The sequence below is a fragment of the Pseudomonas sp. GYB4201 genome, assembly GCF_056312595.1.
In genome coordinates this window covers 13,227-36,013 of the sequence record NZ_JBWGIG010000036.1, presented here as the reverse complement: position 1 = coordinate 36,013, position 22,787 = coordinate 13,227, and the positions used below count along the sequence as shown (strand labels likewise).

General features: G+C 68.4%; 20 protein-coding genes. 11 read left to right on the top strand and 9 right to left on the bottom strand.

All coding sequences use genetic code 11. The annotated features are described in order from the left end of the window. The first annotated feature begins 3 nt into the window (after positions 1–3). Both AC0Z2B_RS25850 and AC0Z2B_RS25845 read left to right on the top strand, forming a co-directional pair. Complete coding sequence (locus AC0Z2B_RS25850) at positions 4–1,419, top strand: Y-family DNA polymerase (protein WP_476300452.1); 1,416 nt, start codon at positions 4–6, stop codon at positions 1,417–1,419. Continuing rightward, positions 1,395–4,496, top strand: coding sequence for an error-prone DNA polymerase (locus AC0Z2B_RS25845; RefSeq protein WP_476300449.1), 3,102 nt, complete (start codon positions 1,395–1,397; stop codon positions 4,494–4,496). Before AC0Z2B_RS25850 ends, AC0Z2B_RS25845 begins: the two co-directional genes overlap by 25 nt. Positions 4,497–4,508: 12 nt before the next feature. On the opposite strand, the gene AC0Z2B_RS25840 is transcribed toward AC0Z2B_RS25845, so the two are convergent. Further along, positions 4,509–5,957 carry an NCS1 family nucleobase:cation symporter-1 gene (locus AC0Z2B_RS25840; RefSeq protein WP_476300446.1) on the bottom strand — a complete coding sequence of 483 codons (1,449 nt, stop codon included), beginning with the start codon at positions 5,955–5,957 and terminating at the stop codon, positions 4,509–4,511. Between the two features lie 335 nt (positions 5,958–6,292). On the opposite strand from AC0Z2B_RS25840, the gene AC0Z2B_RS25835 reads away from it, so the two are divergent. Both AC0Z2B_RS25835 and AC0Z2B_RS25830 read left to right on the top strand, forming a co-directional pair. Then, complete coding sequence (locus AC0Z2B_RS25835; RefSeq protein WP_416424511.1) at positions 6,293–6,991, top strand: AzlC family ABC transporter permease; 699 nt, start codon at positions 6,293–6,295, stop codon at positions 6,989–6,991. Then, positions 6,988–7,299 (top strand): AzlD domain-containing protein, encoded by a 312-nt coding sequence (locus tag AC0Z2B_RS25830; RefSeq protein WP_416424510.1) that lies wholly within the window; start codon positions 6,988–6,990, stop codon positions 7,297–7,299. The genes AC0Z2B_RS25835 and AC0Z2B_RS25830 overlap by 4 nt, the downstream gene beginning before the upstream one ends. 4 nt (positions 7,300–7,303) lie before the next feature. Here AC0Z2B_RS25830 and AC0Z2B_RS25825 read toward each other — a convergent pair whose 3' ends face one another. From AC0Z2B_RS25825 to AC0Z2B_RS25810, 4 genes are all read right to left on the bottom strand, one after another. Next, positions 7,304–7,828 carry a DUF2867 domain-containing protein gene (locus AC0Z2B_RS25825; protein ID WP_476300443.1) on the bottom strand — a complete coding sequence of 175 codons (525 nt, stop codon included), beginning with the start codon at positions 7,826–7,828 and terminating at the stop codon, positions 7,304–7,306. 130 nt (positions 7,829–7,958) lie between these two features. Beyond that, on the bottom strand, positions 7,959–8,441 hold the full coding sequence (locus AC0Z2B_RS25820) for a DUF2938 family protein (protein WP_476300440.1): 483 nt from the start codon (positions 8,439–8,441) through the stop codon (positions 7,959–7,961). A 57-nt stretch (positions 8,442–8,498) separates the two neighbouring features. Further along, on the bottom strand, positions 8,499–10,454 hold the full coding sequence (locus tag AC0Z2B_RS25815) for a DNA topoisomerase III (protein WP_476300437.1): 1,956 nt from the start codon (positions 10,452–10,454) through the stop codon (positions 8,499–8,501). A gap of 537 nt (positions 10,455–10,991) precedes the next feature. After that, positions 10,992–11,573 carry a TetR/AcrR family transcriptional regulator gene (locus AC0Z2B_RS25810; RefSeq protein WP_476300434.1) on the bottom strand — a complete coding sequence of 194 codons (582 nt, stop codon included), beginning with the start codon at positions 11,571–11,573 and terminating at the stop codon, positions 10,992–10,994. A 112-nt stretch (positions 11,574–11,685) separates the two neighbouring features. Between AC0Z2B_RS25810 and AC0Z2B_RS25805 the strand changes: the two genes are divergently transcribed. Beyond that, positions 11,686–12,846: an MFS transporter gene (locus tag AC0Z2B_RS25805; RefSeq protein ID WP_476300430.1), complete on the top strand. Its 1,161-nt coding sequence runs from the start codon at positions 11,686–11,688 to the stop codon at positions 12,844–12,846. A gap of 1 nt (position 12,847) precedes the next feature. On the opposite strand, the gene AC0Z2B_RS25800 is transcribed toward AC0Z2B_RS25805, so the two are convergent. Next, on the bottom strand, positions 12,848–13,897 hold the full coding sequence (locus AC0Z2B_RS25800; protein ID WP_476300427.1) for an FUSC family protein: 1,050 nt from the start codon (positions 13,895–13,897) through the stop codon (positions 12,848–12,850). A 442-nt stretch (positions 13,898–14,339) separates the two neighbouring features. Here AC0Z2B_RS25800 and AC0Z2B_RS25795 point away from each other — a divergent pair, with 442 nt between their 5' ends. Both AC0Z2B_RS25795 and AC0Z2B_RS25790 read left to right on the top strand, forming a co-directional pair. After that, positions 14,340–14,816: a BRO-N domain-containing protein gene (locus AC0Z2B_RS25795; RefSeq protein ID WP_476300425.1), complete on the top strand. Its 477-nt coding sequence runs from the start codon at positions 14,340–14,342 to the stop codon at positions 14,814–14,816. A 235-nt stretch (positions 14,817–15,051) separates the two neighbouring features. Further along, positions 15,052–15,978, top strand: a complete 927-nt coding sequence (locus AC0Z2B_RS25790; protein ID WP_476300422.1) for a LysR family transcriptional regulator — start codon at positions 15,052–15,054, stop codon at positions 15,976–15,978. Here the strand turns inward: AC0Z2B_RS25790 and AC0Z2B_RS25785 are convergent. The 3 genes from AC0Z2B_RS25785 to AC0Z2B_RS25775 form a co-directional block, all read right to left on the bottom strand. Then, positions 15,969–16,412, bottom strand: a complete 444-nt coding sequence (locus AC0Z2B_RS25785; RefSeq protein ID WP_473002342.1) for a heme-binding protein — start codon at positions 16,410–16,412, stop codon at positions 15,969–15,971. The genes AC0Z2B_RS25790 and AC0Z2B_RS25785 overlap by 10 nt on opposite strands. Beyond that, complete coding sequence (locus tag AC0Z2B_RS25780; protein ID WP_476300419.1) at positions 16,409–17,758, bottom strand: metal-dependent hydrolase family protein; 1,350 nt, start codon at positions 17,756–17,758, stop codon at positions 16,409–16,411. The genes AC0Z2B_RS25785 and AC0Z2B_RS25780 overlap by 4 nt, the downstream gene beginning before the upstream one ends. Positions 17,759–18,044: 286 nt before the next feature. Next, entirely contained in the window at positions 18,045–18,968 is a 924-nt protein-coding gene (locus tag AC0Z2B_RS25775; RefSeq protein WP_473002340.1) for a LysR substrate-binding domain-containing protein, read from the bottom strand. Positions 18,969–19,192: 224 nt separating this feature from the next. On the opposite strand from AC0Z2B_RS25775, the gene AC0Z2B_RS25770 reads away from it, so the two are divergent. The 4 genes from AC0Z2B_RS25770 to AC0Z2B_RS25755 all read left to right on the top strand — a co-directional run bounded on the left by AC0Z2B_RS25770 (position 19,193) and on the right by AC0Z2B_RS25755 (position 22,747). Further along, on the top strand, positions 19,193–20,131 hold the full coding sequence (locus AC0Z2B_RS25770) for a VOC family protein (RefSeq protein ID WP_476300416.1): 939 nt from the start codon (positions 19,193–19,195) through the stop codon (positions 20,129–20,131). A gap of 3 nt (positions 20,132–20,134) precedes the next feature. Beyond that, positions 20,135–20,467, top strand: a complete 333-nt coding sequence (locus tag AC0Z2B_RS25765) for a Rieske (2Fe-2S) protein (RefSeq protein WP_476300414.1) — start codon at positions 20,135–20,137, stop codon at positions 20,465–20,467. A gap of 108 nt (positions 20,468–20,575) precedes the next feature. Continuing rightward, positions 20,576–21,583 (top strand): fumarylacetoacetate hydrolase family protein, encoded by a 1,008-nt coding sequence (locus AC0Z2B_RS25760; protein WP_476300411.1) that lies wholly within the window; start codon positions 20,576–20,578, stop codon positions 21,581–21,583. Between the two features lie 33 nt (positions 21,584–21,616). Beyond that, complete coding sequence (locus tag AC0Z2B_RS25755) at positions 21,617–22,747, top strand: FAD-dependent oxidoreductase (protein ID WP_476300408.1); 1,131 nt, start codon at positions 21,617–21,619, stop codon at positions 22,745–22,747. The last annotated feature ends 40 nt before the right edge of the window (positions 22,748–22,787 follow it).

Here is a 22,787-nt window from a genome sequence, read left to right as displayed (position 1 = left end):
GTCATGCTCTGGGCCTGCATCCTATTCCCGCAACTGGCGCTGGACAGCGCCCGCCGTCGTCGCGAAGACCCCGACGCGCCCCTGGCGCTGATCAGCGGCCCCACCCAGCGCCGCGTGCTGCAGGCGGTCAACCCGGCTGCCCGGGCCCTGGGCCTGCGCCCCGGGCAGACCCTGACCGCGGCCCATGCCCTGACGCGCGACTTCGCCACCCAGGAGCACGACCCAACCGACATCGAGCACTGCCAGCAATTTCTGGCCGCCTGGGCCTACCGCTTCAGCTCCCAGGTCAGCCTGCATTACCCCCGCGCGCTGCTGCTGGAGGTGCAATCGAGCCTGGGCCTGTTCGGCCCCTGGCCGCAGTTCGAGGCGCGGCTGCGCGCCGAGCTGCAAGGCCTGGGTTTCAGCCACCGCATCACCCTGGCGCCCAACCCGGCGGCCGCGCGCATGCTCGCCAACGCCCATGACGGCCTGGCGGTGCTGGCGCCTGCGCAGCTGCCAGCGGCCCTGGCGCCGCTGTCCATCGAGCGGGTGGGCCTGCCACGGGAAACCTCCACCGCGTTCACGCGCATGGGCCTGCGGCAGCTGGGCCAGGTGCAGGCGCTGCCGCGTGACACCGTGGCCCGGCGCTTTGCCGCCAGCGACCTGCAGCACCTGGACACGCTCGCCGGCCTGCGCCCCCTGGCCCTGTCGTTCTACCTGCCGCCGGACTTCTTCGAGCAGCGCATCGAGCTGAACTTCGACGTCGAGTCGCACCAGGCCCTGCTGTTCCCCCTGCGCCGGCTGATCAACGACCTGGCCGCCTACCTGGGCGGGCGCGACAGCGGCGTGCAGCGCTTCACCCTGCACCTGGAACATGCCGAGGGCGAGGACACCCTGGTGCCGGTGGGCCTGCTGGGCGCCGAGCGCGACGCCGGCATGCTCTTCGAGCTGGCCCGCGGGCGCCTGGAGCCGGTGCAGGTCAAGCGCCCGGTGCGCAACGTGCGCCTGGTGGCGCGCGACCTGCCGCGCTTCGTGCCCACCCACCAGACGTTGTTCGACCAGCGTCCGCAGCAGTCCCAGCCCTGGGAACAGCTGCGCGAACGCCTGCGCGCGCGCCTGGGCGACGACGCCATCAGCGGCATCGCCGCCCGTGCCGACCACCGCCCCGAGCGCGCCTGGCTGGCGGCCAGCGTGCCCAAGGCGCTGCTGGCGCCCGGCCTGGCGCCGCGCCCCGGCTGGCTGCTGGCCGAGCCCCAGGCCTGGACCGACTGCGACCTGCGCGTGCTGGCCGGGCCCGAACGCATCGAGTCGGGCTGGTGGGACGGCGGCGACATCCGCCGCGACTACTACCTGGTGGAAACCACCAGCGGCCAGCGCGCCTGGGCCTATGAAACCGTCGGCGAGCGGGGGCGGCTGTGGCTGCAGGGCTGGTTCGCATGAACGGCTACGCCGAGCTGCACTGCCTGTCCAACTTCAGCTTCCAGCGCGGCGCCTCCAGCGCCCAGGAGTTGTTCGAGCGCGCCAGGCGCCATGGCTACCAGGCCCTGGCGATCACCGACGAATGCACCCTGGCCGGCATCGTCCGCGCCTGGCAGGCGGCCAAGGCTTGCGAGCTGCCGCTGATCGTCGGCAGCGAGATGCGCATCCACGAGGGCCCCAAGGTGGTGCTGCTGGTGGAGAACCTGGCCGGCTACCAGAGCCTCTGCCAGCTGATTACCCTGGCCCGGCGCCGGGCCGCCAAGGGCGACTACCAGGTGCTGCGCGAGGATTTCGCCCAAGTGCCGTTGCACGGCCTGGTGGCCCTGTGGGTGCCCGACAACACCCACGACCTGGCGCCCGGCCATTGGCTGCGCGGGGTGTTCGGCAGCCAGCAGCTGTGGCTGGCGGTGCAGCTGCACCGGGGCGCCGATGACCACACGCGCCTGACGCAGCTGCAGGCACTGGCGGCGCAACTGGGCCTGCGCGCCGTGGCCAGCGGCGACGTGCACATGCACGCCCGTGGGCGCCGGGCGCTGCAGGACACCATGACCGCCATCCGCCATCACACCACCGTGGCCGACGCCGGCCACCACCTGTTCGCCAACGGCGAGCGGCACCTGCGGCCCTTGCCGATGCTGGCCGAACTCTACCCCCAGGCGCTGCTGGACGAAACGGTCTATATTGCCCGGCGCTGCACCTTCAGCCTCGACCAGTTGCAATACCAGTACCCCCGCGAGCTGGTGCCCGAGGGCCACACGGCCAGCCAGTGGCTGCGCACGCTCACCGAGCAGGGCATGCACTGGCGCTGGCCCCAGGGCGCCACGCCCGCGGCGCGGGCGCAGATCGACAAGGAACTGGCGCTGATCAGCGAGCTGGGCTACGAAAGCTATTTCCTCACCGTGCACGACATCGTCCGCTTCGCCCGCAGCAAGCACATCTTATGTCAGGGCCGCGGCTCGGCGGCCAACTCCGCCGTGTGCTTCGCCCTGGGCATCACCGAGCTGGACCCGGGGCGCATGAACATGCTGTTCGAACGCTTCATCTCCAAGGAACGCAACGAGCCGCCGGACATCGACGTCGACTTCGAGCACGACCGCCGCGAAGAAGTGCTGCAATACGTGTTCAACCGCTACGGCCGCCGCCGCGCCGCGCTCACCGCCGTGGCCAGCAGTTACCGTGGCGCGGGCGCCATACGCGACGTGGCCAAGGCCCTGGGCCTGCCGCCGGACCAGGTCAACAGCCTGGCCGACTGCGTGGGCCGCTACAGCGACCGCGTGCCGCCGGTGGGGCGCCTGGGCGAGGCCGGCTTCGACGTCGACAGCCTGGTGCTGCGCCGGGTGCTGACGCTCACCGCCGATCTGATGGGCTTCCCCCGGCACCTGTCCCAGCACCCCGGCGGTTTCGTCATCAGCGAGCACCCGCTGGACACCCTGGTGCCGGTGGAAAACGCGGCCATGGCCGAGCGCACCATCATCCAGTGGGACAAGGACGACCTCGACGCGGTGGGTCTGCTGAAAGTCGACGTGCTGGCCCTGGGCATGCTCAGCGCCTTGCGCCGCAGCTTCGACCTGCTGCGCCGCTACCGGGGCCGCGACCTGAGCCTGGCGAGCATTCCGGCGGAGTGCGCGCGCACCTATGAAATGATCAGCCGCGCCGACACCGTGGGCGTGTTCCAGATCGAATCGCGCGCGCAAATGGCCATGCTGCCGCGCCTGCGGCCGACGAAGTTCTATGACCTGGTCATCCAGGTGGCCATCGTGCGCCCGGGGCCCATCCAGGGCGACATGGTTCACCCCTACCTGCGCCGGCGCAACAAGGAGGAGCCGGTGGTGTACCCGTCCGAGGCGCTGAAGAAGGTATTCGAGCGCACCCTGGGCGTGCCGCTGTTCCAGGAACAGGTGATGGAGCTGGCCATCGTCGCCGCCGACTACAGCCCCGGCGAGGCCGACCAGCTGCGCCGCTCCATGGCCGCCTGGAAGCGCCACGGCGGCCTGGAGCCGCACCAGCTGCGCCTCACCGAAGGCATGCTGCGCAACGGCTACAGCCTGGAGTTCGCGCAGAAGATCTTCGAGCAGATCAAGGGCTTCGGCAGCTACGGCTTTCCCGAGTCCCACGCGGCCAGCTTCGCGCTGCTGACTTACGCCAGCTGCTGGCTCAAGTGCCACGAACCGGCGGCCTTCACCTGCGCGCTGATCAACAGCTGGCCCATGGGCTTCTACAGCCCCGACCAACTGCTGCAGGACGCCCGTCGTCACCAACTGCAGACCCGCGCGGTGGACGTGCGCCACAGCGACTGGGACTGCACCCTGGAGCCGTGCGGGGCAGGGCAGCCGGCCATTCGCCTGGGCCTGCGGATGATTCGCGGCTTTCGCCAGGAAGACGCCCTGCGCATCGAACAGGTGCGGGCGCTGCAACCCTTCACCGACGTCAGCGACCTGTGCCTGCGCGCCGGCCTCGACCACCGCGCCCGCGCGCTGCTGGCCGACGCCGATGCCTTGCAGGGCCTGGCGGGCGACCGCTTCCGTGCGCGCTGGGAGGTGGCCAGCGTCGAGGCGCAGCTGCCGCTGTTCGCCGACCTGCCCAGCCGCCGCGACACGCCGGTGGCGTTGCCGGTGCCCAGCGTTGGCGAAAACCTGGTGGCCGACTACGCCACCGTCGGCACCACCCTGGGCCCGCACCCCCTGACCCTGTTGCGCCCCGGCTTGCAGCGCCTGCGTTGCCGCAGCTCGCGGGAGCTGGCTGGCATCGACCATGGCCGGCACATCAGCGTCGCCGGCCTGGTCACCGGCCGCCAGCGCCCGCAGACCGCCAGCGGGGTGATCTTCGTCACCCTGGAAGATGAGTTCGGCATGATCAACGTGGTGGTCTGGAACGACCTGGCCGAACGCCAACGCAAGCCGCTGGTGAGCGCGCGGCTGCTGCAGGTGCATGGGCGGCTGGAATCCGAAAGCGGCGTGCGCCACCTGATCGCCGGCAAACTCACCGACCTGACCCCGATGCTGGCAGGGCTGGACATTCGCAGCCGCGATTTTCGCTGAGCCGGGTGCGCGTTACAGCGGCGCGGGCTGGGCAGCGCCGGCCGGCGTGCGGCGGGCCGCCAGGCTCAGGCCATAGAACACCGCGCCGCCCAGCGCGCAGCCGGTGAACCAGGCGAAGTTGGCCATGGGCTGCAGCCACGGCACGAAGGTAATGCACAGGCCCGCGCCGGCCGCCAGCACCAGGGCTTTCACCGCCACCCAGTTGACGCCGTTGCTGTACCAGTAGCGGCCGCTGGGGCCGTCGTTGAACAGCGCGTCGACGTCGATCTGCTGGCGCTTGATCAGGTAGTAGTCCACCAGCAGGATGCCGAACAACGGCCCGATGCAGGCGGCCAGCACGTCCAGGGTGTAGTGGATGACCTGGGGGTTGTTGAACAGGTTCCAAGGCGTGATGAACACCGACAGCACCGCGGCGATCATGCCGCCCATGCGCCAGCTGATGCGGCTGGGCGAGACGTTGGCGAAGTCAAAGGCCGGCGAGACGAAGTTGGCGACGATGTTGATGCCCACGGTGGCGGTGACAAAGGTGAAGGCGCCCAGCAGCACGGCGGTGGTGTTGTCGATGCGCGCCACGGTGGCGATGGGGTCGTGGATCATTTCGCCGAAGATCGGCAGGGTGCCCGAGACAATCACCACGGTCACCAGGGAGAACGCCAGGAAGTTGATCGGCAGGCCCCAGAAGTTGCCGCGCCGCACCTCGGCCATGCTGCGGCAGTAGCGGCTGAAGTCACCGAAATTCAATGTTGGGCCAGAGAAATACGAGACCACCAGGGCGGTGGCCATGATCACCTGGCCCACGGCCTCCCAGCCGGCCAGGTGTTTCTCGGCCAGGGTGAAACTGATGTTGCTCCAGCCGGCGCGCCAGACAATCCAGCCGGCCAGGGCGAACATCACCGCGTAGACGGCGGGGCCGGCCCAGTCGATGAAGCGGCGGATGGACTCCATGCCGGTCCAGAACACCAGCGCCTGCACCACCCACAAGGCCAGGAAACCGAACCAGCCCAGGTACGACAGGCCGGCGAAGGTCACTTGCTGGTAAGGGGCCAGTTCGGGGAAAAAGCGCAGCACCACGATGACCAAGGCGCTGGATGCCAGGTACGTCTGCACTCCGTACCAGGCCACGGCGATCAACCCGCGAATCACCGCGGGAATGTTGGCGCCGAACACCCCGAACGCCAGGCGGCAGATCACCGGGTAGGGCACGGCCGCCTGCTGGCTGGGCCGGGCCACCAGGTTGGCGATCACCTGGACGATGCAGATGCCTGCCAGCAGCGCGATCAGCACCTGCCAGCTGGCCAGCCCCAGGGCGAACAGGCTGGCGGCGAACACATAGCCGCCGACGCTGTGCACGTCGCTCATCCAGAACGCGAAGATGTTGTACCAGCTCCAGGTTTGCGCCGTGGGGCCCAGGTCGTGGTTGTAAAGCCTGGGGCTGTAGTGGGTAGGGTGGTTGTCCGACATGCCTTGTCTCCCTCGTTCTGGTTTTTTGTATACGAGGTTGAAGGCAGAATGTGTGCCAAAGCGGTTGATGGCTCTGGATTGCGGGGTTCAGGGCTTTGGCGGGAGTGCAATGCCACGCATGAGTGCATACCCGCCCAAACACAGTGCAAAGAAACATGTATACACACCGATTCCGGACCCGGCGCGGTATGGCTGGGGATCCGCGTTGCGTTTGGACGCGGCCGTCGGCCGCTGCTACGGGGGTGAGGCGATGGCAACTGCGCAATATCGTTCAAGACAGGCCCGCCGCGCTCTGGCACAGTCGCTGTCCGTTTCCGCAAGCCTTCAATAAGAACATGCCCAATACCCTTTTGCCGCGCCAGGCGTTCCTGCGCGGCGCCGCTGCCATCATGCCGCTGTCCCTGGCCACCGCGCCCTGGGGGCTGCTGGCCGGTTCCATGGCCATCGAGGCCAACCTCACTCCCTGGCAAGGCCAGGGCCTGTCGACCATCGTCTTCGCCGGCGCCGCGCAACTGGTGGCCATCGGCATGCTCAAGGGCGGCGCCGGGGTGGTGTCGATCCTGCTGACCACCTTGCTGCTGACCTCCCAGCACCTGCTGTACGGCATGAGCATGCGCCCGATGATCGCCGGCCTGCCCGGGCGCTGGCGCGTGGGCCTGGGCTTCCTGCTCACCGATGAACTGTTCGCCCTGACCAGCCGCTACGACCAGCAGACCTTCAGCCGCTGGTACGCCCTGGGCGTGGGCCTGACCTTCTACGTGGCGTGGAACCTCTTTACCCTGGCCGGTATCTTGCTGGGCAGCAGCATTCCGGGCATCGAACACCTGGGCCTGGACTTTTCCATCGCCGCCACCTTCATCGCCCTGATTACCCCGGTGGTGCGCAACGTGCCGACGCTGGTGTGCGTGGCGGTGTCGCTGTGCTGCTCGGTGCTGTTCAGCTACTGGCACTGGGGCTCGGCGCTGGTGCTGTCGGGGCTGGCAGGCATGAGCGCCGGCTTTGTCTGCAACAAACTGTGGGGGAGCCGTTCATGATCTGGGTCGTCATTATCGGCATGGGCGTGCTGGTGTTTCTCAACCGCTACGTGTTCCTGGAACCGCGCCTGCCGGTGCGCCTGAGCAGCAACGCGCGGCAGTTCCTCGGTTTTGCGGTGCCGGGCATGCTCACGGCCATCTGCGGGCCGATTGTGTTCATGCCCGACAAGCAACTGAACCTGCACTGGGACAACCCCTACCTGATCAGCTCGGTGGTGGCGGTGGGGCTGGTGCTGTTTACCCGCAACACCTTGCTGAGCATGATCCTCAGCATGGCGTTCTTCTTTGCATTGCGTTGGTGGCTTTAAGCGCCTAACGACGATTGATGCCGCGCAGGGTCATCGGCGCTATGCGCCGGTGGAAAGGCGCCACCGGCAGCATGTACAACTTGCCCAACGCGTTGTGCGTGCGCACCACGGTGGACAGCACCACGGTGCGCGTGCCGTCGGCCGCCAGCGGCAGGCGGGTGAGGGCCAGGAACACGTCCAGGTGCTTGTCCTGGTCGGCCACCAGCACCTCGTCGGGGTGGTTGCCCAACAGGGTGAAGATCCCCACCCGGTCGCCGGGCTGGTAGGCATCATCCGGCGTGGCCAGGTCCACCCGGGCCAAGGTGCCCAGGTCTTTCAAACCCACGCTTTGCACCAGCGTGTTGCGCAGTTTCATCAGGTTGTCCAGCCACCCAGGCGTGGCGGCCATCAGCGTGAGGAAGTGACGCAGGGCGGTGCGCTCGGTGTCGTGCACCTGCACCTGGTGGCAGTCGATGAAATCGGCGCCGGGCACGTACTGGCTGATGGCGGAAGCGGGGGGCGGAGGGCAGGCGAGTACGGTGGTTTTCATGGGGTTTCCTGCAGCTGACTCGGTCGTGTAGCCGCTGCCGCTAGGCTGCGCTGGCCCTGGAGCACACCTTGGATCTTCAGCGTGAATCAGGGCCAGCGCAGCCTGGCGGCAGCGGCTACGGAGTGGGGCTTCAGGCCAGTATCAGCGCCGTGCCATACAGGCCGATGGCGAACACCACATGCCCCACCACGTTCAGCAGCCGCGCCAGCGCCGGCTTCGGCGCGCCGGAGCAGGCGATGCCCACGCCCATGCCCGGTTGCAGGATGAACCAGCCGGCGCCCACGGTGACCAGGCCGACGATCAGCGCCGGGGCGAAGCGTGGTTGCGCCGCCCAGTCCAGCCCCCAGATCAGCAGCAGCGTGGCGGCGAAGACCATGCCGGTGACGTAGTGCATGGCCCAGCCGATGGCCAGTTCATTGGGCACGGGCGCGGATTTGCCGATGCCCTGGCGGTGCACGAAGTGGCCGCGCGGCAGGCCGGCGAACCAGCGGCCCACGAAATGCCAGGCCGGGATCGGCAGGCCCAGGGTTCTGTTCAGCAGCAGGTTCCACAGGTCCAGCAGGGCGGTGGCGCCGGCGCCGATGACCACCGACAGCGCGAGAAAAGCGAGCATCTGGGGGTATCCTTTCCAAGAGTCGAAGGCCTGCGACAATAGCAGTTTTGCGCCGTTTCAGGTGGCTGCGGCCTTGGGTTTGCGCGCGCGCGGCGCCGCGCCCTTGGCCGCTGGCTTGCGCGGTGCGCCCTTGCGCTTTTTCTTCCACGGCGCGCCGCGCCCCGGTGGGCTGGCCGGGCCGCTGATGGTCAGGCTCAACCCGGCGCAGCGCTCTACCTGGCGGCTCATCCAGGCCGACTGCTTGGCCACGAACTCCTCCAGGCTCATCTCGCCGCTCTGCACCATGTCCAGGGCCTGCTCCCAGATGGCCGTGGTGCCGGGGTCGGCGATGGCCCGCGGCACCGCGTCGATCAGGCTGAAAGCGGCGGGCGTGGCGTTCAGCGCCTTGCCGTTCTTGTTCAGGTAGCCGCGGTCGATCAGGCCCTGGATGATGCCGGCGCGGGTGGCCTCGGTGCCGATGCCGGTGGTGTCCTTGAGCTTCTGCTTCAGGCGCGGGTCTTCCACCAGCTTGGCGACGTTCTTCATGGCCTTGATCAGGTCGCCTTCGGTGAACGGCTTGGGCGGCTGGGTCCACAGGTCCTTGAGGGTGACGTCACCCACCTCGTAGTCGGCGCCTTCGCGCAGCGCCGGCAAGGCCTGGGGCGCTGGCGCCTCGCGGCCTTTGGCGGGCGTAAGCGCCTCGGGCAGGGCGCGGCGCCAGCCCGGCTCGACGATGCGCTTGCCCACCGCGCGCAGGCGCTGGCCGGCGCAGTCGAAGTCGGCCTGGGTACGGTCGAACTCGTGGTTGGGCAGGAACTGCGCCAGGTAGCGCGCGCGAATCAGCGTGTACACCGCGCGCTGCTTGCCGGCCAGGCGGCCCAGGTCGGTGCCGGCGGCCGTGGGGATGATGCCGTGGTGGGCGCTGACCTTGGCGTCGTTCCAGGCCCGCGAGCGGCGGCTGGGGTCGATGTGCGGCATCAGCTCGGCCAGGGCCGGGTCGGCGCGGCCCAGGGCGGCGATGATGCCCGGTGCTTCGCCATGCTGGCTGTTGGGCAGGTAGCCGCAGTCGCTGCGCGGGTAGGTGATGACCTTGTACTGCTCATACAGCGCCTGGGCGATGTCCAGGGTCTCCTGGGCGCCCAGGCCGAGTTTTTTCGAACACACCTCCTGCAGCGTGCCGAGGTCGAAGGGCAGGGGCGCCACCTCGCGCATGCGCTCGGTGCGCAGCTTAACCAGCCGCGCCGGGGCACCGCTGCGCAGCGCCTGGGCCGCCGCCTGGGCCAGGGGCTGTTGCAGGCAGCGGCCCTGGTCGTCGCAGGCGTCTTCAGGCGGGCACCACTGGGCGGTGAAGGGCAGGCCGCGCGGGTCGAGCTGCACGTCGATGGCCCAGAACGGCGCCGGCACGAACGCGGCGATGCTGCGGTCGCGGTCCACCACCAGCCGCAGGGTAGGGGTTTGCACCCGGCCCACCGGCAGCACGCCCTGGTAGCCGGACTGCCGGCCTAGCAGGGTGAACAGCCGGCTCATGTTCATGCCGATCAGCCAGTCGGCGCGCGAGCGGCCCAGGGCCGAATGGTACAGGCTGAAGGTCTCGGCGCCCGGCTTCAGCGCCGCCAGGGCCTTGCGAATGGACGCGTCGTCCAGCGCCGACAGCCACAGGCGCTGCACCGGGCCGCGGTAGCGGCAGTGCTCCAGCAGCTCGCGGGCGATCATCTCGCCCTCGCGGTCGGCGTCGGTGGCAATGACCAGCTCGCGCGCCTCACCCAGCAGGCGCTTGACCGCCTTGAACTGGCTGGCGGTCTTGGGCTTGACCAGCATCTTCCACTTTTCCGGCACGATGGGCAGGTCGGCCAGCACCCAGCGCTTGTAGCGCTCGTCATAGGCGTCGGGCGGCGCGGTTTCCAGCAGGTGGCCGATGCACCAGGTCACCGTCACGTCCGTGCCCACCCAGCAGCCATCCCCGCGCCGGTTGGCGCCGAGCACCTTGGCGATATCCTTGGCCTGGGAGGGTTTTTCGCAGAGGTAGAGGCGCATGGCCGTGGGGGTCTTCAGTGGCGGTCGAGTTGCATAGGATGAGGAAACCCTGCGCGCCAGGCAAGCAAAATCTGTATGGATATACAGCTTGTTGTTGCCGTGCTGCAGACCAGGCGACGCGAATTCCTCAGGCCATGGCACGGTGCAACCAATGTAGCACCGGCCCATAGGCCGGGTCGCGCCGCGCGGGCGGCGCTCGATTTCGGACGCGCCGAAAGACGCCCGACATGCACCTGCAAGCCACGCCACAATCCCCGGCCGTGCACCTCGCATCCACACCGAGGATCTCCAGCGCACACCCGGGCCAGCGCAGCCTTGCGGCAGCGGCTACGGGGATTGAGGGGTGAATTCGATGGGTTCGGCGCGGGATAGCGTCGGGGCATGGGGGCGCATGGCTGGAGAGGTTTGGCGTTCTTGAGATCGAGCGCCGCCCGCGCGGCGCGACCCGGCCTATGGGCCGGTGCTACATTTGTTGCACCGTGCCATGGCCTGAAAGAGCGGCGTTGCCAGCCTTGGTGGTTCGCCCATGAATAGGCGTTACCCCTTCACCCACAACCCCTCACACAGCAACCCCGCGCAATACCGCGCATTGGCCCGGCGCGTATCAGCGTCCACCGTCTCCCGCGCCATCTGGTCGACCATGCCGACAAAACACTTGCCGATCATGTCCGCCGGAATATCGGTGCGGAACAGGCCTATCTGCTGCTCCTTGGCGATGTTGCTGCCGATCCAGCTGGCCATGCCGGCCTTGGTCTGGGTGCAGCCGGGCGGCTGGAAGAAGCCGATCTGGGTCAGGTCGGGGTCCTGGGCCAGGAAGTCGAAGAAGCGCAGGAAGCTGGTGGCCACGCTGTCCAGCAGCTCGGCGGGGTGCAGGGCGGTCTTGATCAGCAGGGTGCTGATCAGCGCCTCCAGGCGGCGGCGGAACTCGCCCACCAGTTCTTCGTAGGCGGCTTCCTTGCTGTCGAAGTAGCTATAGAAGGTGGGCTGGGTCAGGCCGCTGGCCTTGACGATGTCGCTGACCTTGGTCTCGTGGAAACCCCGCCGGGCGAACTCGGCGGCGGCGGCGCTGCGCAGGCGGGCGTGGGTCTGTTCGCCCTTGGTGAGGGTAGGGGTGGACATGGCGGTTCCGGCAGGGAAATTTTACTTGTGAGTAATGTTACTCAAGAGTAGCCTTTTTGATCAAATGCTACTGGCGAGTATGTTTTCGCCCCTGTGACCTGGAGGTCCACCCATGAAGTTGATCCTGTTCGCCCTGGCCCTGGCGGCCTTCGCCATCGGCACCACGGAGTTTGCGCCCATGGGCCTGCTGCCGGTGATCGCCGATGGCGTGCACGTGTCCATCCCCACCGCCGGGCTGCTGATCAGCGCCTACGCCATTGGCGTGATGGTGGGGGCGCCGCTGATGACCCTGCTGCTGGCACCGTACCGGCGCAAGGCCGCGCTGTTGCTGCTGATGGCGATTTTCACCGTGGGCAACCTGCTGTCGGCGCTGGCGCCGGGCTACGACACCCTGGTGCTGTCGCGGGTGGTCACCAGCCTGGCGCACGGGGCGTTCTTCGGCATTGGTTCGGTGGTGGCGGCCAGCCTGGTGCCGGCCGAGCAGCGCGCCAGCGCCGTGGCCACCATGTTCCTGGGCCTGACCATCGCCAACATCGGCGGGGTGCCGGCAGCCACGTGGCTGGGGCAGAACATCGGCTGGCGCATGGCGTTTGCCGCTACCGCCGGGCTGGGCGCCTTGTCCATGCTGGGCCTGGCGCTGTGGCTGCCACGCGGTGAGAGCGGGCAGAAACCCGACGTGCGCCGCGAGCTGCAGGTGCTGGTGCGTGGCGACGTGCTGCGGGCTTTACTGACCACGGTGCTGGGCGCCGGCGCGATGTTCACCCTGTACACCTACATCGCCGCGGTGATGCAGGACCTGATTCACGCCACACCGACCTTCGTCACGCTTTTGCTGGTCATGATTGGGATCGGTTTCACCGCTGGTAATTATATCGCCGGCAAGCTCGCCCACCGTTCGCTGGAAGGCACGCTGATCGGCGTTCTGCTGGTGATGGCGGCGCTGATGCTGGGCATGCCGGCGCTGCTGCAAGGGCAGGTGAGTGCGGTGCTGGTGATGGTGGTGTGGGGCGCGTCGGCCTTCGGGCTGGTGCCGCTGGTGCAGGCGCGGGTGATGCAGTCCGCCCACGACGCGCCGGGGCTGGCGTCGTCGGTCAACATTGGCGCCTTCAACCTCGGCAACGGCCTGGGCGCGGCGCTGGGTGGCGGCGTGTTGGCCCTGGGCCTGGGCTACCAATGGGTAGCCCCGGCGGGTGGCGTGCTGGCGCTGGCGGGGCTGGTGCTGGTGGGCTACGGCCACTTCCGCGCGCCGGCCCGGGTGCCTCAGCAGGCCTGAGTCAAAGATTCCAGCGCTTGGACGTCTTGTGCAGGCGCAGGCGCATGGCTTCCAGGTTGCTGGCCAATTGCAGGGTCAGCAGGCGGAAGCCCTGGGCGTCCTGGCTGGCCGGCACCACGGCGTGCTCGATCTCGGCGCCGCGCTCGGCCTGGCGCGCCAGGCGGTCGGTGGCGCCGGTCTCCAGGGCACGGGCCATGGCAATCAGCTGGCGGTTGATCTGCCGGTGCTCGGGGTGCAGCCAGGCGTGCCAGTCGCCGTGGTCCTTGGGGCGCAGGTTGGACAGCAGCTCCAGGGTGCTGAGGCACAGGCGGAACTGGCCCTGGATCACCTCAAGCTCGGTGAGCGGAATACGCACCTCCTTGGACACCGACGGCATCAGCGAGCGCAACTGCACCATGATGCTGTTGAGCTGCGCGGCCAGCTTCACGTGCTCGTCGTCGGTCACCGAATGGCCGTTGAGAATGCGCCCGTAGGCCTTGGCGCAGCCGCGCAGGCCCTTGGCCAGGCTGAAACGCCACGAGTACACCGCGTACAGCGGGATGGCGAAGGAAAACGTCAGCGCCAGGGCGATGCCGATCAGAATGTCCACCAGCCGCCACAGGCCATCGCTGATGGGGTTGTCGCCGTGCCCGGCGACGATGAACACCGTGATGGCCGACAGCAGCGCGATATACCCGCCCTTGCCGATGGCGTGGTAGGCAAAGAATCCACACACCGTGGACATGGCCACGTACGTCAGCCACTGCTCGTGCAGGTAGCTTTGCTGCAACACCAGCGCCAGGCCGATGGCTGCGCCGATCAGCGTGCCGTAGGCGCGCTCCAGCGACTTGCGGCCAATGTTGCCCTGGTGCTGCAGGCCGCCGATCACGATCAGCAGCGTCACCGACGCCCATTCGCCATGGGGCAGGGTCAGCCCTGTGGTCAGCAAGATGGACGCCAGCAGGCCCACCGCCACGCGGCCGGCGTGGATGTAGCGGGCGTACAGGTAGCGGCGGTGCGGGTCGAGCAGGGGGCGCAGGAACGGTAAGCGGCTGGGGCGCAGTGCCTTCATGGGGGTCCGTGTAGGGCGGTGGGTCGGGGCGCCCATTATGCACGCTCGCAGCCCAATTGGGTCCCCCGCAAACCCCGTAGCAGCGGCCGCAGGCCGCGTCCGGAGCCCCGCGTTCCACCTGTCACACCGCTGACGCAGCCTTCGGCAGCTGCTACGCCGGGCTCGACACAACCCTTAACACTCCTTTGATTGCCACTTCCCAGGTACGCCCTTACCCTGCGCACCGTCTCCGAAGCCTCGGGGATCAGGTTTGACGACCTGCGCGGAACACTGCAGCACCATACCGCTTGTTTCAGGCCCCTTCGCCTGAGATAAGTGTTATGGCAGCTGCGTGTGGGAGACCTTCGGGTCTGCCGGTTCCGCCCGGTTCGTCAACCTGCACGCAGCTGCCACCCCAATCCCAACCACCGTGGCAGCCCTTCACCCGCAAGGAGCTTCCGCCATGGCCACCTTCGTCGCCACCACCTTTTTCCGCCACCAACTGCCCTTGCGCGCGCTGATGATCGAGGACCAGGCCTGGCTGTGCCTGCACGACCTGGGCCGGCTGATGGGCGTGCATTTTGTGGAACGGCGCATCCGCAGCCTGGACGCCGACCAACACCGCGAGGCGTGGGTGCAGCTGGATGGGGAATGGGGCCGGCACTTGCTGGTGAGCGAGACCGGCGCGGTGACCTTGATCATGCACAGCCAGATGCCGGAGAACCGCGCGTTGCGCCAGTGGCTGACGCTGGAGGTGGTGCCGACGCTGCGGCGCATGGGCCCCGGCGAGGTGCCGGCGGTAACGGCCATGTGCGCCCACGGCGGGCAGGTGAAGGTGCTGTATTGGCAGGATGAGCCGTGGATTCGCCTGCGCGATATGCCGGAGGTGCTGCCCATCAACCGCCCGCAGAAGGGGCCGTGGTGGCGGGTGTGGGCCTGACCCCATTCCCCCGGCCATGCGCAACTCTCGTAGCCGCTGCCGAAGGCTGCGCTGGCCTTGAGCCACGCTGAAGATTTTCAGTGTACTCAGGGGCCAGCGCAGCCTGGCGGCAGCGGCTACGGGGCGTGTCAATGGGGTATCGATGTTGGCAATACCTGGCCTGCGCCCATCTCGATTGGTTCGCTACCACACCCCTTCGCTAAGGTATCCACTGGCCTAACACCCAGGATGCCCCATGCGCTACCAACGTCTCGACCTCAACCTGCTGGTGGCGCTCGAAGCCCTGCTCAGCGAATGCAACGTCACCCGCGCCGCGGAGCGGCTGAACCTGGGGCAGTCGGCCACCAGTTCGGCCTTGGGGCGGTTGCGTGAACACTTCAACGACCCGCTGCTGGTGGCCGTGGGCCGGCGGCTGGAGCCCACGGCGCGGGCGCAGGCCTTGTTGCCCAAGGTGCGCGAGGCGCTGGCGCTGACGCGCGAGGTGATTGAAGCGCCGGCCGCGTTCGACCCCGGCAGCTGCCAGCGGCGCTTCACCGTGGTGGCCTCGGATTACGTGGCGGCGGTGCTGATGCCGGCGGTCAGCCGGGTGCTGGCGCAGGTGGCGCCGCAGGTGCGCCTGGCCCTGCGCGACCTGCCGCTGCCGCGCGGCGGTGACGTGGTCAGCGAGGCGCTGGACTACCGCCGCAGCGACTGTGTGATCGTGCCCCAGCGCCGGCTCAACAGTGACTACCCCCATGCGCCGCTGCTGGTGGACCAGTGGTGCTGCATTGTCTGCGCCCAGTCGGTGCACGCCCAGGGCTTGAGCCTTGACGCCTACCGCCAGGCGGAACACGTGGTGCGCGAGTTCGCCGACGGCCGCACTCTGGGCATGGACGCGGCGTTCCTGGCCGAGCAGGGTATCGAACGCAAGGTGGGCATCACCGTGGAAAGCTTTGCGCTGATGCCGGCGTTCGTGGCCGGCAGCCTGCGGGTGGCCACGCTGTTCCGGCGCCAGGCCGAGCCGTTTGCCGCCGCCCACGGGGTGAAGGTGGTGCCGGCGCCGTTGGCGTTTCCCCAGGCGTTGCAGGTGCTGCAGTGGCACCCTTATCAGCAGGACGACCCGGCGCTGGCCTGGTTCCGCGGCCTGCTGGTGGCGCAGGCCGCGGCGCTGGGTCAGGCCTGAGCGTCGCCGGTGTCGGCCGCAAGGCCCGCGCTGTCGATGGCGGCCAGGGCGCAGCGTTCGTCGTTGTCGGAGGTGTCGCCGCTGATGCCGATGGCGCCCAGTAGCACGCCCTGGGCGTTGCGGATCAGCACGCCGCCGGGCACCGGAATCACCTGGCCGTCGGTGAGGCTGTTGATGGCGTCGAAGAACGCCGGCATGGCCTGGGCGCGGCGCGCCAGTTCGCGCCCGCCCAGGCCCATGCCCAGGCAGCCGCGGGCCTTGCCGGTGGCGATTTGCGGGCGCAGGAAGCTGGCCTGTTCGTGGCGCAGCACGGCCAGTGGGTGGCCGGCGGCGTCCAGCACGGCAGCGGCCAGGGGGCGCAAGCCCAGTTCGCGGCCGCTGGCAATGGCCTGGCTGGCGATAAGGGTGGCGGTGTGCAGGTCGAGGTGGTTCATACAGTCCATTTCCCCAGTTGAGCGACGCGGTCACGGGTGTACAGGTCGGTCCACTTCAGCGAGTTGAAGTCCGAGACCTGCTTGGGGTTGTAGGGGCTGCGCGCCAGGTTCACCGGCTGGCCACCCTTGTACACCGCCTTGAAGCGGCTGCGGTCCTGCAGCAGGCGGATGTCGTCCAGCGGCGAGCCGTCCAGCACCAGGAAGTCGGCCTGCTTGCCCACCTCAAGGGTGCCCAGGGTGTTGGCCTTGGGCATGCAGCGCGCGCCCACGTTGGTGGCGGCGAACAGCGCCTCGGCGGGGGTGAAGCCCAGGCGCGTGACCAGCAGCTCCAGCTCGCGCGCGTGCCACTCGCCGTAAGGCGTGACGGCAAAGCCCGAGTCGCTGCCGCAGGCGAACGGGATGCCCGCCGCCTTGGCGCGCTTGAGCACCGCCGAGCCCACCTCCAGGGTGCGCGCGCAGTAGCCGGCGTAACCGGTGGTAATGGCCGGGTCGTGGGGCTGGCAGAAGTCCACGGTGTTCTGCGGGAAGGTCATGGTCGGCGCCAGGATGCTGCCCGATTGCAGCAGCGCCTCGATGCAGTCGTCGTCCATGTAGAAGGCGTGGAACACCAGGTCCACCCCGGCCTTGGCGGCGTACAGCACGGCTTCGCGGCCGTAGGCGTGGGTGGCCACCTTGCAGCCCAGGCGGTGGGCTTCGTCGACCATCTCCCGGGTTTCATCGGCGGTGAAGGCGGCGATGATCGAGCCGTCGGGGCGGCGGTGGGTGCCGTCCATGGCGATCTTGATCAGGTCGACGCCGTCCTTGGCCTGGGTGCGGATCTCGGCGATGGCTTCGCTGCGGCTGGTGACCAGGCGCGCGGTGAAGAACTCCGGGGCGCCGACGCGGCTGGGGAACCAGTCGTTGAGGCTCTGGCGGTTGGTGATGACCCGGCTGCTGGCGGCCACGCGCGGGCCTTCGAACAGCCCGGCGTTGATGGCGTTGCGCACCGAGATGCTCAGCTGGCCGCTGTCACCGGGGCAGACCATGCTGGTGACGCCGGCGGCCAGCACGTGCTGGGCGAAGAACATGCCGCGCAGGGCGCGGAATTCGTCGCTGGTCCACAGGTCGATGTCTTCCTCGCTTTGCGCGTTGCCGAACGCCAGGTGGGTGTGCACGTCCACCAGGCCCGGCATGACGAAGTGCGTGCCAGCGTCCACCAGGGTATCGCCCGGCTGCGGCGCGGGGGCCTGGCTGGTGGGGCCGACGTAGGTCAGCACGCCGTCTTTGGCGATCAGCGTCTGCTGGGGGCGCGGGGCCAGGCTGGTGCTGTCGAACAGGGTCTTGCAGTGCAGGTGAAGGGCGCTCATCGGGGCGGCTCGCTGTTGTTATGAGTATGGGGCGAGGCTAGCGAGCCTGGGGGGCGTAGGGAAACAGATTGGGTTGATGGCCAGGTATTGAGCGGTTCAATACCACCCCTGCCGTGGTGTGCGGATACGCCTGTAGCAGCGGGCGCCCGGCCGCGGCCCGCCGCCCCGCGGTTTTTCAGGGGGACCGGGGGGGTGGGGGACGCGGGCGGGCGGGCGCGGGGACGGGGGGGGGGGCGGCGGGACGCGGCCTGGCGCCCGCTGCTACGGGGGCGGTGGGCGCATGATTTCACGCCGCCAGCGGCTGCTCCAGGCCCTGGATAATCCCGCCGATCTGCTCGCGCAACCAGCGGTGCATCGGGTCGCCGTCCATGGTGCGGTGCCACAGCATGAACTCGCGCATCAGCGGGATTTTTACCGGGGTGGGCAAGATGCGCAGCGGCAGGTGCTTGGCGTACAGCCGCGCCAGCCGGCCGTGCATGGTGGCCACGCGCTGGGTGCCGATGATCAGCTGGGGCAGGGTGTTGAAGTCGTTGGTGATGACTTCCAGGCGGCGGCTGACGCCGTACTGGTTCATGAACCATTCTTCGATGCTCATGTGCCGGGTGCGGCCGAAGCCCACCGACACGTGGCCCAGGTTGATGTACTGCTCCAGGGTCAGGCTGTCGCCGACCTGGGTGTTGCCGTTCCACACGGCGCACACGTGTTCTTCCTCGAACAGCAGCTGGGAAGGGTGGTCTTCGAGCACGTAGCGCTCGGGCACGATCATCAGGTCCACCTCGCCGCGCACCAGCAGTTCGCTGGAGTTGTCGCCGGGGCCGAGCATTTCGAAGGTGATGAATGGCGCTTCCTGGCTGATTTTCTCGATCACCTGGGCCAGCAGCACGCTGATCAGGTAGTCGGAGGTCACCAGGCGGAAGTGGCGCTTGCTGGTGGACGGGTCGAACGCCGGCTTGCTGGTGATGGACGAGCGAATTTTCAGCAGCACGTCGCGTACTGGCTCCATCAGTTCCAGGGCATAGGGTGTGGGCTGCATCTTGCGCCCCACCTGCACCAGCAGTTCGTCTTCGAAATAGCTGCGCAGGCGCCCCAGCACGCCGCTGGTGGCGGACTGGGTCATGTGCAGGCGCTCGGCGGCGCGGGTGATGTTCTGCTCCTCGAGCAGGATGTCGAGGGCGACCAACAGGTTCAAGTCCAGGTGGTTGAAGCGCATGGCTTGTGCTCACGGTTTCTTGTAGTTGTTTTCTCGATACCTTCGCGGCAAACCATCAGCGCGTCAAGCCTGGCCACAGGTATCGCGAACGCCGATACATGCCATCCCCACACACGATTAGTCAGCTGCCAAGGCGGGCGCCACTCTGTGCCGCATCCCGGTCTGCCGGGCATGCCACCGGCCGCCGAGCGCGGCCCAATCATAATTTCAATGGAGTGGTCTGCATGAATATCCTTGGCCTTGATGCCGTGGTTTTTGGCGTCGACGACGTGCCCGCCTGCACCGCTTGCCTCACCGACTACGGCCTGGCGCCGGTGGGCGTCAGCGAGCAGGGCGGGCGGTTTGAAGCGCTGGACGGCACGGCGGTGGTGATCCGCCGCTTTGACGACCCGACGCTGCCGGCGGCCATCGGCCCGGCGCCGTCGCTGCGCGAAACCGTGTACGGGGTGGCCAGCGCCGCCGACCTGGATGCCATCGAGGACGAACTGGGCCGCGACCGCGCCGTACGCAAGGACGCCGACGGCAGTCTGCACAGCGTCGACGACATGGGCTTTGCCATTGCCTTCCAGCTCAGCGTGCGCCGCCCCTACAGCGCCAGCGCCGACCTCACCAACGCCCCCGGCAGCACGCCGCAGCGGCCGCTGAACCAGATCGGCATCAGCCCGGACATGCCCGCCGTGCCGCGCAGCCTGTCCCACGTGGTGTACTTCGTGCCCGACTCCGCCAAGGCCGAGGCGTTCTACCAGCGCCTGGGCTTCCGCACCACCGACCGCTTCGTCGGCGTGGGGCCGTTCATGCGCCCGGCAGGCTCGGACGACCACCACAGCCTGTTCATGATCCAGACCCCGCCGCACATGAAGGGCTGCGAGCACTTCACCTTCCACCTGGGCAGCGGCACCGAAGTGCTGCTGGCCGGCACCCGCTTCGCCGCCAAGGGCTGGACCAGCTTCTGGGGCCCGGGGCGCCACCTGCTGGGTTCCAACTGGTTCTGGTACTTCAACAGCCCGCTGGGCTGCCATATCGAGTACGACGCCGACATGGACAAGCACGACGACGCGTGGGCCGCGCGCCAGGCGCCGATGTCGGCCGACAACTCGCAGCTGTTCCTGTTCGCCGGCCGCGAAAAGTGGGCGCCCGGCGGCCCGCCGGCCAAGCAGGCCTGAGCCATGGCCATCGCCCTGTGCCCGGCCGGCCAGTTGCTGGAGGGCCAGGCCCGCGGCTTCGACCCCCACGGGGTGGGCAGCGACACGGTGTTCGCCCTGCGCCACGCAGGCCAGGTGCGGGTGTACCGCAATAGCTGCCCGCACCTGGACGTGCCGCTGGAGTACCGCAAGGACCGTTACCTGTCCGCCGATGGCCAGCGAATCATCTGCTACGCCCACGGCGCGCAGTTCGCCCCGCACAGCGGCGAATGCCTGCATGGGCCGTGCCGCGGCGAGCACCTGGAGGCCCTGGCGCACCGTATCGAAGACGGCTGGCTGGTGCTGGAACACCATTGAACAGGCGGGCAGGGAGGTATCGCGATTGGCGATACATCGCATCCGAACATGCGATTAGTCAAATCCCTGCCCAGCCCCGAACCTGATTGCACGACCTTGGAGACAATAATGACTCATCCATCGATCGAAACACCGTTTGCCCTGGGTACCTTTTCCGCTGCCGGCAGCCCGCGCTTCGCCGGCCTGGTAATCGCCGACCAGGTGGTCGCCGTGGCCGCCCTGGCGCACCTGGCCGAACTGCGCGGCGCCCACAGCGTGCTGGGCCTGCTGGAACACTGGGAGCACAACTTCGTCCAGCTCGACCGCCTGGCGCGCCAGCTGGCGGCGGACAAGCAGGGCCTGCCGTTCCTGGGGCTCGACCAGGTGCACTACCACGCCCCGGTGGACCTGCCGCGGCAGATCTTCTGCTCGGGTGCCAACTACCACAAGCACGTGGTGGACCTGATCGTCGACGACCCGCAGTTCGAAACCGACGGCATGGACAACACCCAGCGCCGCGCCTACGCCGTGGAGCTGATGAACAAGCGTGCCCGCGAAGGCAAGCCGTTCGTGTTCAACAAGGTGGCCTCCAGCGTCACCGGGCCGTTCAACCCGATCATCATTCCGGCCGGCAGCAAGAAGCCTGACTGGGAGCTGGAGCTGGGCGTGGTCATCGGCAAGCCGGCGCGCCGGGTCAGCCGTGAAAACGCCCTGGACTACGTGGCCGGCTATGTGGTGGTCAACGACCTTACCGAGCGCACCAAGGTGTTCCGCCCCGACATCCCGCAGATGGGCATGGACTGGCTGAGCAGCAAGAACGCGCCGACCTTCCTGCCCATGGGCCCGTACCTGGTGCCTGCCGCCTACGTCGGCAACCCCCAGGAGCTGCAGCTGACCCTGCGCCTGAACGGCCAGGTCATGCAGGACGAAAGCACCGCCGACATGATCTTCGACGTGGCGCGCATCATCGAATTCATCTCCCAGAGCGTGCAACTGCTGCCCGGCGACCTGATCTGCAGCGGCTCGCCCTCGGGCAACGGCACCCACTACAACCGCTTCCTGCAAGCCGGCGACCTGATGGAAGGCACCATCGCCAAGCTGGGCACCCAGCGCAACCCCTGCGTCGACGAACGCTGATACCCCCCCATAAGAATAAGACGGAGCATAACCATGACAGCAGTGAGCAAGGTCCTGATAGTGGGCGGTGGCATCGGCGGCCTGTGCGCGGCCATCGCCCTGCGCCGCAAGGGCATCGACGTCGACCTGGTGGAGCTGAAGGCCGAGTGGACGGTGTACGGCGTGGGCATCATCCAGCAGTGCAACGTGGTGCGCGAGATGGCCCGCCTGGGCGTGCTCGACGGCTACCTGGGCGCGGCGTTCCCGTTCGAGGACGTGGCCCTGTACAACGCCGACGGCCACACCCTGGCACGCATCCCCGGCCAGCGCCTGGCGGGCCCGCAGTACCCGGCCAACGTCGGCATCTCGCGCCTGGCCCTGCACCAGGTGCTGAGCAGCACCGCGCTGGAGCTGGGCACGCGCATTCGCCTGGGCACCAGCGTCGAGGCGCTGGTGCAGGACGCCAGCGGCGTCGACGTGACGTTCACCGATGCAAGCCAGGGCCGCTACGACCTGGTGGTGGGCGCCGACGGCCTGTTCTCCAAGGTGCGTACCCTGCTGTTCGGCGACACCTACACGCCGCGCCACACCGGCCAGTCGGTCTGGCGCCACAACTTCAAGCGCGACCCGGCCATCGACCACCTGGCCAACTACCTGGGCCCGGACGGCAACGCCGGCCTGTGCCCGCTGGCCGATGACCTGATGTACCTGTACCTGACCAGCTACGAGCCGGGCAACCCGTGGATGGACAACGCCACCCTGGCCGCCGAGATGCGCAAGCGCCTGGCCGGTTTCAATGGCCTGATCGGCGAGCTGCGCGAGCAGATCACCGACAGCAGCCAGGTGGTGTACAAGCCCATGGAGGTGGTGTTCGTCAGCGAGCCCTGGTACCGCGGCCGCGTGCTGCTGATCGGCGACGCCGCCCACGCCACCACCCCGCACCTGGGCCAGGGCGCCGGCATGGCCATCGAGGACGCCGTGGTGCTGGGCGAGCTGCTGGGCGCCCAGGGCGGGCAGGGCGTCGAGGCCTTGCTGCAGCAGTTCATGGCGCGCCGCTACGAGCGCTGCAAGTTCATCAGCGAAAGCTCGATTCTGGCCGGCGACAAGGAAATCGAGCACGACCACGGCTTCGACCGCGTGGGCCTGGTGCGCACGATGCTGGCGTTGACCGCCGAAGAGATCTGAGCGCCGCCTTGTGACACGACCGCGCCCCACGCTGGGCGCG